Here is a 12,955-nt window from a genome sequence, read left to right as displayed (position 1 = left end):
GTGAAAAGCCATATCCAAGTGTTGGATACCTAGTTAGCTTCGAGGTCGAAGGCTTCCATGGGCGGGCATTCGCAGACGAAGTTGCGGTCGCCGCCGGCGCCGTCGATGCGGCCTACGCTGGTGAAGTACTTGTTCAGGCGTAGGGCGGGCACGGGGTAGGCTGCCTGGGAGCGGGGGTAGGGGCGGTCCCATTCGTCTGCGGTGACAACCTCGGCGGTGTGGGGCGCCTGGCGAAGAACTGATTCTTCAGCGGTAACAGTCCCATCGATGACTTCCTGGATTTCCGCGTGGATGTGTTCCATTGCTTCAATGAAGCGGTCTAGCTCTGCCAGGGATTCTGACTCGGTGGGCTCGACCATGAGGGTGCCGGGTACGGGGAAGGATAGGGTGGGGGCGTGGAAGCCGTAGTCCATGAGGCGCTTGCAGACGTCCTCTGCGGTGATGCCTGAGTCCGCGGTAAGCTGGCGCAGGTCAAGGATGCATTCGTGGGCTACCAGGCCGGTTTCACCTGCGTAGAGTACGGGGTAGAGGCCTCTTAGTTTCTTGGCGATGTAGTTGGCAGAGAGGATGGCGATTTCGGATGATTCGCGCAGACCTTCTGCACCGGTCATAGCGATGTACATCCAGGAGATGGGAAGTACACCGGCTGAGCCGAACATTGCCTGGGAGATGGGCAGGGGTGCTGCCAGGTTGCCCTCTGCATCGGCTTCGAAGCCGTTACCGGGCAGGTACTTCTCCAGATGGGCACCGACAGCTACGGGGCCGACGCCGGGGCCGCCGCCACCGTGGGGAATAGCGAAGGTCTTGTGCAGGTTCAGATGGGATACGTCGCCACCGAACTTACCGGGCTGCGCCAGACCCATCTGGGCGTTGAGGTTAGCGCCGTCAACGTAGACCTGTCCACCGGCGTCGTGAACCAGCTGGCAAACCTCTACGACCTGCTCTTCGAAAACACCGTGAGTGGAGGGGTAGGTGATCATGATGCCGGCGATGGTGTCGCCGTACTTTTCGATCTTTGCCTTAAGATCCTCAACGTCAATGGAACCGTCGGGGGCAGTAGCAACGCCGGCAACTCCCAGTCCTGCTAGTGCAGCGGAGGCAGCATTGGTGCCGTGAGCCGAGTTGGGAATCAATACGACGGTGCGTTGGGTGTCCCCATTGGCCTCGTGGTAGGCGCGAATAGCGCGCAGACCGGCGTATTCGCCAGAGGCACCTGAGTTAGGCTGCAGGGAGATAGCATCGTAGCCGGTGATTTCAACCAGCCAGTTAGACAGCTCATCAATGAGTGCCTTCCAGCCCTGAGCCTGATCAGCGGGTACGTTGGGGTGGATACCGGCGAGTTCGGGCCAGGAAATGGGTTCCATCTCAGCTGCGGCGTTGAGTTTCATGGTGCAGGAACCTAGCGGAATCATGGTGCGGTCCAGCGCTAGGTCTTTGTCAGAGAGTGCACGCAGGTAGCGCATCATGGAGGTCTCTGAACGGTAGAGGTGGAAGACCGGGTGACTCATGTAGTCATCGGTGCGCAACAGTTCGCTGGGCAGCTCGTAGCCTTCAGCCTCGTCCAGGGTTCCACCCAGGGCATTGACCAGGGCATCCAGAACCTCTTCGGAGTGGGATTCACCGATGGATAGGCAGATGCGGTCGGCGGAAAGCTTGCGGATGTTCACGCCAGCTTCTAGTGCTTTGGCGACCAGTTCGTCAGCGCGGCCGGGAGCCTCGAATGCAACGGTGTCAAAGAAGTTCTCGTGGACCAGGGTGAGACCAGTGGCGACCAGGGCAGTCGCCACGCGGGCTGCATTATCGTGCAGGCGGTTAGCGATAGCGCGCAGACCTTCGGGGCCGTGGTAGACCGCGTAGGCGCCCGCTGCGATGGCTAGCAGTGCCTGGGCGGTACAGATGTTGGAGGTCGCCTTCTCACGGCGGATGTGCTGTTCGCGGGTCTGCAGCGCCAGACGGTAGGCGGGCTTACCTGCAGAGTCCTTAGAGACGCCGACCAGACGGCCAGGCAGGTTGCGTTCCATGCCCTTGGTGACCGCCATGTAAGCAGCGTGGGGGCCGCCGTACCAGAAAGGCAGGCCGAAACGCTGGGTGGAGCCCACAGCAATATCGGCACCCAGGGAACCGGGGCTGGTCAGCAGGGTGAGAGAAAGCAAATCAGCGGCAACAGTAACCAGTGCGCCGCGCTCCTTGGCTTCCTTAATCAGAGGTTCAATATCTCGCACTTCACCATCGTGACCGGGGGCTGCGAGGATGACGCCGTAGAGGTCGCCTTCGGGAAGCCCCTGGCTGAAGTCAGTGACTTCAAAAGGAATATCAAGAGCTTCAGCACGGCCTCGAACTACTGAGAGTGTCTGGGGCAGAGCGCGGGAGTCAATGGCGAAGAAACCGTTCTTGACCTTGCGGTTAGCCCGGTGCATGAGCACAGCAGCCTCAGCAGTGGCAGTAGCTTCATCGAGCAAAGAGGCATTGGCTACTGGCAGACCGGTCAGTTCCATGACGGTGTTCTGGAAGTTCAGCAGAGCCTCCAAGCGACCCTGAGAAATTTCTGGCTGGTAGGGAGTGTAGGAGGTATACCAACCGGGGTTCTCCAGAATGTTGCGGCGAATGACCGCAGGGGTGATGGTGTCATAGTAGCCGGCACCAATCATCTGGTGCTTCACCTGGTTCTGAGCGGCATAGCTAGCAATTTTCTTCTGAGCTTCCAGCTCGCTCAGAGGAGCTGGTAAATCTAGGTCGCCGTCCAAGCGAATGTTGGAGGGAATCACCTCGTCAATGAGGTGAGCCAATGAATCGTAGCCCAGGGTGCTGAGCATGGTTTCGGTCTCGCGCCCACGGGGGCCAAGGTGACGGTCGATGAATGACATGGGACACTCCAAAGCGTTCTCGGTAAGCCTGCCTACCCTGCTTGGGTAGGTGGGTGTCCTCCCCGCTCTGTTAAAACCTGAGAGTTTTAGTCTGCGCACCACCCATCACGCGCGGGTGTGCAAGCAGATTTTGCCCCTTCGGTTGGCGCCAAACTAGCGCCGTCTCCAGAGTTGCCATATCTAAGCGGTACATTTGCCTGAGAGTTTCCCGGGGAGGGTTTGCTCCTTCGGCGCCGGGGCGCAGTCCCTCAACCACGACTCTTCCGGTCTCTCCCGCATTAGCATAACGGCTCTATTTGTTTCCCTCCTTATTGTGCCACATGTTACAGGCCCGCACCATACGGGGCGCCTTCCAAGGATTTTGCTCCAGGCAGGCTTATCCCCTTTTGGCTAAGCCACCTCAAAACCGCAACAAAAAGGAAAACAGAAAAGACAACGGGGTGCCGCTCCCCTACTGTAAAAGGGAGGTGACACCCCGCCGTCCTTTTCAGAACGAGCCGGGAAGCATCAGATTAGGCGGCAAGTGCTGCCTTCTGGCGATCGTTTTCCATCCAGAGGGATACCAGTACAGAAACTACACAGGCTCCAACGAAGAACATAATGCCCCAGAAGTAGTCGCCGTAATCAGTAAAGACTGCGCCCATGATGAGCGGCGGGAAGTAACCACCCAGGCCACCAGCGGCCGAGACCAAACCGGAGATGGTACCGGTGTCCTGCGGGCGGCAGGCCTTACCCAACCAGCCGTACAGGGTACCGGTAGAGAAGCCTACGCAGAGTGCCAGCGCAATGAAAAGCACGGTGTTCACGGTGGTCGAAGCGGGAGCCTGAGCCACGAAGAAACCAAGGACAGCCATAGCGATGAAGACCAGGATGGTGGTGTTCTTGCCGCCAAACTTATCTGCTGCCACACCGCCGAAGGGGCGCGCAATCACAGCGCAGACAGCGAACATAGCCGCAAAGGTGCCACCAGCTACCGGGTCAAAATCGTAGATTTTCTGGGTGTAGGTGGAGAGGAAGTTAGAGAAAGCAACGAAAGCACCGAAGCCGACGGCGTAGATAAAGCAAAGCTGCCAGGTGATGAGCTTCTGAGAAACGTTGATAATCTTGGGCACTACGGGCTCAGGGGTGCGAGCTTTCATGACCGGTGAGTCGCGGATAAAAATCCAGACGATGACGGCGTAGGTCAGAGCGACACAAGCCATGATGAGGTGGGTTGGGAAGTAGCCAAAAGCGTTGAGCATGCGGGGGTTGAAGAATGCAGCACAAGCAGTACCCACCATACCCATACCGAAGATACCGGTTGCAAGGCCCTTGCGATGGGGCTCAAACCATGCGGCAGAGAAGGGAATACCCACAGCGAAGATTGAGCCGCCGATACCAAGAAAGAAAGCAGCAATTAGCAGCAGGTTAAAGTTACCCATCTGACCTACCAGACCGGTCACCAGCACCATGGAGCCTGTGAAGATCAGCATGATGGTGAACATGATGCGTCCGCCGTAGCGGTCAGTCAGGGCACCTACCGGGATACGGGCGATAGAGCCTACGATAACGGGCATAGCGATGAGTAGGGAACGCTGCCCTTCGGTCAGGCCGTAGGTTTCGGTGTAGTACTTAGCCAGGGGGCCAATCATGGTCCACCCCCAGAAACCAATCATAGAAGCACAGGCTGCCATGATGACGTACTTCAGCTGACCTTTGAGCTGCGGGTCGCGTTCTGCGACTGCGGGAGTGCTCATAGTGTATAGATCCTTAGGAACAAATGGTGTGTATGAAATTTTTTAGGAGTGGTGATGCTGACGCTCAACACGCTTGGCGTCTTTGTTCACCGAATCCGCGGTGCCTACCGGTGACCAGCCGCGCTGGTGGTTGCGCTTGCCGCGGGAACGGTAAACGATGTAGGGGCGGAAGATGTAGTGGAGCGGCGCTGTGAAGGCATGCACCAGGCGGGTAAAGGGCCAGAGGCAGAAGAGTAGTAGGGCAACAATCACGTGAATGTGGAAGGAGGTGGTCGCGTTAGCCATCGCCTCAACATTGGGGTTGAAGTAGAAGATGGAACGGAACCAGACCGACACGGTCTCACGGTAGTTATGCTCACCCTCGATCTCCAGAGCGTTGAAGAGGGTTGCTACTGAACCCAGCACAATGGCGCTCGCCAGTGCCACGTACATCAACTTATCGTTCCAGGTGGTAGCCCGGAAAACGGTAGCTGAGGTGCGGCGGCGGTAAATCATGGCGAAGAGGCCAACGAGGGTAGCTACCGCTGCGACAGAGCCAAGCCACAGTGCGTTCAGGTGGTAGAAGTACTCGGAGATACCCACAGCGTCGGTCCAGGATTTAGGAATCACTAGACCAACGATGTGCCCTACCAGGACGACCAGGATGCCGTAGTGGAACATGGGCGAGGCGATACGCAGCAACTTGGATTCGTACATCTGCGATGAACGGGTGGTCCAACCAAACTGGTCTGTCTTGTAGCGCCAGATGGTGCCACCAATGACGATTGCTAGGGTGATGTAGGGGAAGATACCCCAGAGGAAGTAATCAAGGGGTGTTAGGTTCACTGGTGGGCTCCGTTCTGTGATCGCTGTGCGGCGAAGGGGGCTGTTTTATCGGCGCCCACCCGGGCACCGGGTCTCTGCTCATGTGGCAGAAGAAGGGGTAGGAGGCGCGGGTCGCTAGCAGGAAGCTGAGCTAGCCCGACATCCTCTTTGGGAGGTCCAACGTTGACCATATTTTGAACCTCAGCCTGGGTTTCGGGTGAAACCCCGGGCAAGCTCTGGCATACTGCCTCAACTAGCCCATAGTAGGGCAGCTCATCATCGCGTAGCGCCAGACGCAGTAGCTCTAGGGATGGGCGGTAGGCTTGCAGGGCTGCTCGGCCAGCTCGGGCATCCACCAGTGCGGTGAATTCCAGCACCATGGGCAGGTAGTCGGGCAGCTCCCCCTGCAGATTGGTAACCATACCTGAGTCACGGTACATCTGCTTGAAACGGGTCAGGGCTTCACCGCGACGGCGGGTATCGCCCTCAGTCCAGTAGGACAGATGGAAAGAATGGCGGCGGGAAAGGTCGTACTCCTGCACGTAGTGCGCCTGCATCTCTTCTAGGGATGAGGTAGCGTACCAATCTTGTACAGCGCGGACGCCGGTCAGGAACTGCTCGTTGCCGGTCTCTGCTGCCAGTTCTAGGAGTTCTGGTAGCAGCGCCCGGGTTTCTTCGCTGGGGTAGCGGAGCAGAACGGAGGTGACCTGGTAGGTCACCGCGTCCAGCTCTTGGCCGCTCCCCCAGTCCATGTCAAAGGGGTCGCCCGAGGCGGGCAACTGAGGTAGGGCCTCAACTGCATTCCGCTTCAGGAGTTGAGAGAAAAATCCAGCCATGAAGAACTAGACCCTCTTGCTGCCGCTGGTATCGGGGAACATACCCTCAGGGTGTGTCTTACCATCCCACATGAAGATATTGACCTTGCCATCCTGGCGTGCCTGATTAGCGTAGCTACCTGCCGAGACGGGGACGGGGCGGTCACCAGGATCGTTGAAGGCGCTATCGTAGAGCATGCCGGGGCCACCGTCAGTATCGAGCGAGCAGCCGATTTCTTCGAGGTTATGGGCATCTTCCATGTGTGCAGGGGGGATGACGTAGCGCTCTTCGTACTTGGAGATCGCCATGAGACGGTACATCTCGTACATTTCAGCGCCGGTCATACCTACCTGAGAAGCAATTTCTTCGTTGCCGGTACCACCGAGGGTGATGTCACGCATGTAGGCACGCATGGCAGCCAGCTTCTTGAGCACATCGGTAATGATGGTGGTGTCGCCAGCGGTGAAGAGCTCTGCCAGGTATTCCACGGGAATACGCAGGGAGTCGATGGCACCAAAGAGGTTGGTTTGACTCTCAGCATCGTGGCCCTGCTCTTTGAGCAGGTCGATGATGGGTGAGAGCGGAGGAACGTACCAGACCATGGGCATGGTGCGGTATTCGGGGTGCAGAGGAAGGGCAATCTTCCATTCTTTAGCCAGCTTGTAGACCGGTGACTTCTGAGCTGCCTGAATCCAGGAATCAGGGATATCCTGCTCCTTGGCCGCACGAATGACCTCGGGGTCAAAAGGATCCAGCATGATGTCTAGCTGGGCCTGGTAGAGCTGCTTTTCATCGGGCACTGAAGCAGCCTCGGTGATGCGGTCGGCGTCGTAGAGGAAGATACCGATGTAGCGCATACGGCCAACACAGGTCTCAGCACAGACGGTGGGAATACCGTGCTCGATGCGAGGGTAGCAGAAAGTACATTTCTCTGCCTTGCCGCTCTTGTGGTTGAAGTAAATCTTCTTATAGGGGCAGCCGGTGATGCACTGACGCCAGCCGCGGCACTGGTTCTGGTCCACGAGAACGATGCCGTCCTCTTCGCGCTTGTAGATAGCACCTGAAGGGCAGGATGCCATGCAGGAGGGGTTGAGGCAGTGCTCGCAGATACGGGGCAGGTAGAACATGAAAGTGCGTTCGAATTCGAACTTAATCTTCTCTTCTGACTGCTGGCGTACCTTCTCAACCAGCGGGTCAAGGTGACCGTTTTCGCTGGAGCCACCCAGGTTATCGTCCCAGTTGGGGCCCCACTCAATCGAGGTGTCCTCACCGGTAATCAGCGACTTAGGTTTAGCGGTGGGGAAATCGTCCCCCAGAGGTGCACTGGTCAGGTTCTCGTAGTCATAGGTCCAGGGCTCGTAGTAGTCCGAGAGCTCGGGCTGAACCGGTGAGGCGAAGAGGGTAAAGAGCTTTTTGAAACGGTTACCGCTCTTGAGCTCCAGGCGTCCGCGCTTATTCAGCGTCCAGCCGCCCTTCCACTTCTCCTGGTCCTCGTAACGGCGAGGGTAGCCCTGACCCGGGCGGGTTTCAACGTTGTTGAACCAGACGTATTCGGTGCCAGCACGGTTGGTCCATGCCTGCTTACAGGTCACAGAACAGGTGTGACAGCCTAGGCACTTGTCGAGTGCCATAATCATAGAAACTTGTGCCATGACGCGCATTAGTAGGTTACCTCCTGCTTGCGGCGGCGAATTCGGGAAACAATATCACGCTGGTTACCGGTGGGGCCCAGGTAGTTGAAGGCGTAGGAAAGGTGAGCGTAACCACCGATGAGGTGGGTGGGCTTGACCAGGATGCGGGTGACGGAGTTGTGAATACCGCCGCGGCGCCCGGTACGTTCTGCCTTGGGCACGTTGACCAGGCGTTCCTGGGCATGGTGCACGTAGACAACGCCTTCAGGCATTCGGTGGGAGACAACAGCGCGGCCAACGAAGACACCGTTGTTGTTCTCGCACTCGATCCAGTCGTGGTCCTTGACGCCAATCTTCTCTGCATCCTGCGGGCTCATCCAGGCGTGGGTACCACCGCGTGAAAGGGTCTGCATGTAGAGGTTGTCGTGGTAGGAGGAGTGGATAGCCCACTTATTATGAACCGTCACGTAACGAACAGCCACTGACAAGTCACCGGTTTCGCCCAGTTCGGGCTCACCGAAGAGGTTGTGCATATCCAGCGGCGGGCGGTAGAGCGGCATCTGCTCGCCCATCTCGCTCATCCAGTCGTGATCCAAGAAGAAGTGCATGCGACCGGTGAGGGTGTGGAAGGGCTTGAGCTGCTCAATGTTGAGGGTGAAGGGTGCGTAGCGGCGTCCGCCGGTTTCACTACCTGACCACTCGGGTGAGGTGAAGACGGGAACGGGTCGATCCTGGGTATCGCGGAAGCGGATGCGCTTCTCTTCGTTACCCTCTGCCAGGTGATGCATCTTCTTGCCCACGCGCTTCTCCAGAGCCTTAAAACCCTTGAGGGCCACAGGGCCGTTGGAGGTGCCGGAGAGGGCCAGGATAGTATCGGCCAGTTTGACGTCGGTATCCAGGGCAGGAAGACCTGCACCCTTACCGGTGCCCATCACACCGTGCTCTTCAGCCAGAACTGCTAGCTCGTCGTTGACGTCCACGGTGACCGCCTTGGTGGTGGTGCCCAGCTTCGAGAGCAGGGGCCCTACCGAGGTGTACATGTCGTAGAGGGCACCGTAGTCGCGCTCAATCACGGCAAAGACCGGCATGTTCTTACCCGGAATACCCTTGATCCCCTTGTTCTTCCAGTCGGGTGCGTGACCACCGGGTTGGGCGATCTGGCCGGGTGTGTCGTGTTGCAAGGGCACCGAGACCAGGTCCTTACGCACGCCCAGGTGCTTCTTAGCAATCTTCGCGAAGACGTAAGCCAGTTCCTTGAAGACCTGGTGGTCAGTCTTGGTTTCCCAAGGCGGGCTGATCGCAGGTGAGAAGGCGTGGATGTAGGGGTGCATGTCGGTTGAGGAAATATCGTACTTCTCGTACCAGGTGGCAGCGGGGAAAACGATGTCGGATGACAGGGTGGATGAGGTCATACGGAAGTCGGTGGTTACCAGCAGGTCCAGCTTACCGACCGGGGCATCCTCTTCCCAGCGCACCTCTGAGGGGCGGGTTTCAGCGTCCTCGCTAATATTGGAGTTCTCATTGCCGAGCAGGTGGCGCAGGAAGTACTGCTCACCCTTAGCTGATGAACCCAGCAGGTTGTTACGCCAGAGCATGAGGGTGCGGGGCCAGTTGACCGGCGCATCGGGGTGCTCTACCGAGAATTCCAGGTCGCCTGAGTTCAGACGCTGAGCAACGTAGTCAGCCGGTGATTCTGCGGTGCCAGCTGCTGCGGCAGCGGCGCCCTTTTCAGCCAGCTCTAGAGGGTTCTCGGGGAACTGGGGGTAGAAGGGAGTCCACCCCATGCGCACGGCACGAGCCAGAAGGTCAGCGGTGTGAACACCCTTGAGTTCACCCTTAGCAAGTGGGGACTGCATGGCCTCGGAGGAGTAGCCATCCTGACGGAACTGATCGGTGTGCATGTACCAGAAGCTGGTGCCAGCCTGGGTGCGCGGCGGGCGGTACCAGTCCAGGGCGTTAGCCATGTGAGCCCAACCGGTGATGGGGCGAGCCTTTTCCTGTCCCACGTAGTGAGCCCAACCGCCGCCGTTACGCCCCTCAGCACCGCACATCATGAGCAGAGCGAGGATGGAGCGGTAGGTAGCATCGCCGTGGTACCACTGACAGATACCGGCACCCATGATGATCATGGTGCGGCCCTTAGAGTCAATGGAGTTCTGAGCGAATTCCCGGGCGGTACGGATCGCAGCTTCGGCGGGAACCGAGGTGATTTCTGACTGCCAAGCAGGGGTGTACTGCACTCTGGCATCGTCAAAGCCGGTAGCAAACTGGCCGGGAATACCGTCGCGGCCTACCCCGTACTGGGCGAGCATGAGGTCAAAGACAGTGGTGACTTCAAAGCCTTCAACGGTGATGGTGGGGACGCCACGGGTCACTACCTTGCCGCGACCCGAAGGCTCGTCGAAGGCGGGGAGCAGAATCTCAACGTTTTTTTCGCTACCGCTGGGCAGATCAAGGATGGACAGAGCGGGCTTGACGCCCTGCAGATCCAGGTTCCATTTGCCTTCGTCTTCCGTGTTGTAGCGGTAGCCCATTGAACCGTTGGGCACAACGACCTCGCCGGTTTCACGGTTGAGCAGGGCGGTCTTGAAGGCAGCGTCAGCAACCTCTTTGTGCTCTGCCAGGATAGCTGCTGTCAGGAACTTGGAGGGCACCTTGGTGCCGTCTTCGCGGGTTTCCAGGGTGACCAGGAAGGGGAAGTCGGTGTAGGTACTGGTGTAGTCCTCGAAGAACTCCACGCGGCGGTCCACAAAATTTTCTTTAAGGATGACATGGCCCATGGCCATCGCCAGAGCGGCGTCAGTGCCGGGCTGGGCGGGGAGCCATTCGTCGGCGAACTTGGTGTTATCGGCATAGTCCGGGGAAACCGAGACTACCTTGGTACCGCGGTAGCGTACCTCAGCCATCCAGTGGGCGTCAGGGGTACGGGTGACGGGGATGTTAGAGCCCCACATCATCAGGTAGGTGGCATCCCACCAGTCACCTGATTCGCGCACGTCGGTCTGGTCACCGAAAACCTGAGGTGAGGCGACGGGCAGGTCGGCGTACCAGTCGTAAAAGGAGGTCATAACGCCACCCATCAGCTCGATGTAACGAGCGCCAGAGGCGTGGGAGACCATGGACTTAGCGGGGATGGGCGAGAAGCCGATGTTACGGTCAGGCCCGTAGGTTTTGATGGTGTGGATCTGAGCTGCAACTACCATTTCAAGGGCTTCTGCCCAGGTGCCGCGCACCAGACCACCCTTACCGCGTGCTGAGGTGTAGCGGCGGCGCTTTTCAGGGTCAGAAACGATGGAGTGCCAGGCGTCCACGGGGTCGTTCAGGCGGGCGCGGGCTTCGCGGTACATTTCGAGCAGGACACCGCGGACGTAGGGGTACTTCACGCGGGTCGGTGAGTAGGTGTACCAGGAGAAGGCTGCGCCACGGGGGCAGCCGCGGGGCTCATACTCAGGGCGGTCAGGGCCAATGGTCGGGTAGTCAGTTGCCTGGGCTTCCCAGGTGATGACGCCGTCCTTGACGAAGACCTGCCAGGAGCAGGAGCCTGTACAGTTCACGCCGTGGGTGGAGCGGACAACCTTGTCATAGCTCCAGCGGTTGCGATAGAAGATATCGCCCTGACGACCGCCCTGCAAGAAAGCTGCACGGCCGTCGTCGGTTTCGTCCCACTTAGTGAAGAACTTACCGAATTTAATCAGTTTGTCGGTGAGAGGGCCGTCAGGGCCCGCGGTGTGTGATGCCTGCTGAGTCATGAACATCACTCTACCGAAATATTCGCACACAAAATACCGAATTAAAATCTGTCCTAATTCAGGAGCAAAGGGGCGAATATTTTACGGTTCAAGCTTTGGGATGCTTTCCCCTAGCGGGCAAGCCAGGCTGAGAGTCCTCCTTCGAGGCTATAGAGGTTGCCGTAGCCCAGGGTGAGAAGTTTTTGTGCGGCGGTGCGCGAGCGGACGCCGGCAGCGCAGTAAAGGGCGTAAGCAGCTTGTTTTTCCAGCAAAACCCGCTCTATTTCTTGGTCAATGCTGCGGTTTTCGCCCACCGACTCAATAACCGACAGGGGCAGGTTGATGGCTCCCGGTATAGAAAGCGCTTCAAACTCATGCGGCTCACGGACGTCAATGAGAGGTACCCCGGCGAAGTCACCGCTGTCGAAATAGTCGTCAAAAGTAATATCTAGGCCATAGGGGCTGGCCTCACCCACCCTAAAAATGTTAGATATATCACTAAGGTTTTTTGGTTGCTGGGTGGTGGTCTGAGATGCATCACGAACCAGACCCTGAGTGGCGTTCTGAGGCTCATCGAGCGTAGGCCTCTTGTCTAGCTTCGGCTCAGGTGCCTTTGAGGCCTTAGCAGGCTCCCGAGGTAAAGCAACTAAGGGGATGTATTCCCACCTTCCAGTTAGTCCGGTGTAGTAGCCAACCTGCCCGGTGAGTGGCTGGCCGACACCGGTGATGAGTTTGATGGTTTCCATCGCCATGGAGGTACCCACCACCCCGGCGAGCGCCCCGATGACGCCGGCAGTGGCGCAGTTGGGCACCGAGCCGGGGGCCGGCTCTACCGGGTAAAGATCTTCATAGACGGGTGCTTGATCGCGCCAAAAGACGCTCATCTGTGCGTCAAAGCCCAAAATTGCGCCCCAGACGTGAGGAATACCGGCGCGGGCGGCAGCTCGGGAGGCAGCGTATCGGGTGGCAAAGTTATCGCTACCGTCCATCAGAACGGTTGCTCCCTGTAGGAGGCTGTCTGCGTTAGCGTCGGTGAGACGTTCTTTGAACACCTGCACCCTAATGGTGGGGTTAAGTTCGCGCATGGTTTGAGCAGCCGAGTCTGCCTTGGCGGTTCCCACCCGGGCGAAGGAGTGAATAACCTGCCGGTGCAGATTGGAAATCTCTACTTCGTCATCATCGATTAGCACCACGGTGCCCACCCCGGCACCTGCCAGGTAAAGCAGAGCAGGAGCACCCAGACCCCCTGCGCCGATGACTGCCACCTTGGCGTCCTTAAGTTTCTGCTGCCCAGCCTGGCCTAGCTCGGGCAGAATCATTTGCCGCCCGTAGAGCTTGTATTCCAGGGGGCTGAAGTCAGCTGGTGCGGTCATGGT

The 12,955-nt window shown here is 58.4% G+C and carries 7 protein-coding genes and 2 riboswitches; all 7 genes read right to left on the bottom strand.

Annotated elements, in window-relative coordinates:
- Positions 1-29: 29 nt before the first annotated feature.
- The 7 genes from gcvP to ABD982_RS02345 all read right to left on the bottom strand — a co-directional run bounded on the left by gcvP (position 30) and on the right by ABD982_RS02345 (position 12,952).
- Positions 30-2,864 (bottom strand): aminomethyl-transferring glycine dehydrogenase, encoded by a 2,835-nt coding sequence (gcvP, locus tag ABD982_RS02375; protein WP_345444269.1) that lies wholly within the window; start codon positions 2,862-2,864, stop codon positions 30-32.
- 57 nt (positions 2,865-2,921) lie between these two features.
- Positions 2,922-3,038, bottom strand: a riboswitch (glycine riboswitch).
- A gap of 1 nt (position 3,039) precedes the next feature.
- Positions 3,040-3,151: riboswitch (glycine riboswitch) on the bottom strand.
- 225 nt (positions 3,152-3,376) lie between these two features.
- The gene (locus tag ABD982_RS02370; RefSeq protein ID WP_251379249.1) at positions 3,377-4,600 is read right to left on the bottom strand and encodes an MFS transporter; all 1,224 of its coding nucleotides are present in this window, start codon (positions 4,598-4,600) and stop codon (positions 3,377-3,379) included.
- A 42-nt stretch (positions 4,601-4,642) separates the two neighbouring features.
- Positions 4,643-5,425 carry a respiratory nitrate reductase subunit gamma gene (gene narI / locus ABD982_RS02365; protein ID WP_251379250.1) on the bottom strand — a complete coding sequence of 261 codons (783 nt, stop codon included), beginning with the start codon at positions 5,423-5,425 and terminating at the stop codon, positions 4,643-4,645.
- Positions 5,422-6,240: a nitrate reductase molybdenum cofactor assembly chaperone gene (narJ, locus tag ABD982_RS02360; protein WP_251379251.1), complete on the bottom strand. Its 819-nt coding sequence runs from the start codon at positions 6,238-6,240 to the stop codon at positions 5,422-5,424. Before narJ ends, narI begins: the two co-directional genes overlap by 4 nt.
- Before the next feature lie 6 nt (positions 6,241-6,246).
- Positions 6,247-7,881, bottom strand: a complete 1,635-nt coding sequence (gene narH / locus ABD982_RS02355; protein ID WP_345444262.1) for a nitrate reductase subunit beta — start codon at positions 7,879-7,881, stop codon at positions 6,247-6,249.
- Entirely contained in the window at positions 7,881-11,600 is a 3,720-nt protein-coding gene (locus tag ABD982_RS02350; RefSeq protein ID WP_425570002.1) for a nitrate reductase subunit alpha, read from the bottom strand. The genes narH and ABD982_RS02350 overlap by 1 nt, the downstream gene beginning before the upstream one ends.
- A gap of 110 nt (positions 11,601-11,710) precedes the next feature.
- Complete coding sequence (locus ABD982_RS02345; RefSeq protein ID WP_345444256.1) at positions 11,711-12,952, bottom strand: ThiF family adenylyltransferase; 1,242 nt, start codon at positions 12,950-12,952, stop codon at positions 11,711-11,713.
- Between the last annotated feature and the right edge of the window lie 3 nt (positions 12,953-12,955).

Source organism: Rothia endophytica (genome assembly GCF_039543885.1).
Lineage (GTDB): Bacteria > Actinomycetota > Actinomycetes > Actinomycetales > Micrococcaceae > Rothia > Rothia endophytica.
The sequence above is the reverse complement of the archived record's forward strand: the minus strand, read 5'-3'. Positions and strand labels throughout refer to the sequence as shown.

Coding starts and splice junctions, on each gene's coding strand:
- ABD982_RS02345 (WP_345444256.1), bottom strand. CDS start 12,952: ATGACCGCACCAGCTGACTTCAGCCCCCTGGAATACAAGCTCTACGGG.
- ABD982_RS02350 (WP_425570002.1), bottom strand. CDS start 11,600: ATGACTCAGCAGGCATCACACACCGCGGGCCCTGACGGCCCTCTCACC.
- gcvP (WP_345444269.1), bottom strand. CDS start 2,864: ATGTCATTCATCGACCGTCACCTTGGCCCCCGTGGGCGCGAGACCGAA.
- narH (WP_345444262.1), bottom strand. CDS start 7,881: ATGCGCGTCATGGCACAAGTTTCTATGATTATGGCACTCGACAAGTGC.
- narJ (WP_251379251.1), bottom strand. CDS start 6,240: ATGGCTGGATTTTTCTCTCAACTCCTGAAGCGGAATGCAGTTGAGGCC.
- ABD982_RS02370 (WP_251379249.1), bottom strand. CDS start 4,600: ATGAGCACTCCCGCAGTCGCAGAACGCGACCCGCAGCTCAAAGGTCAG.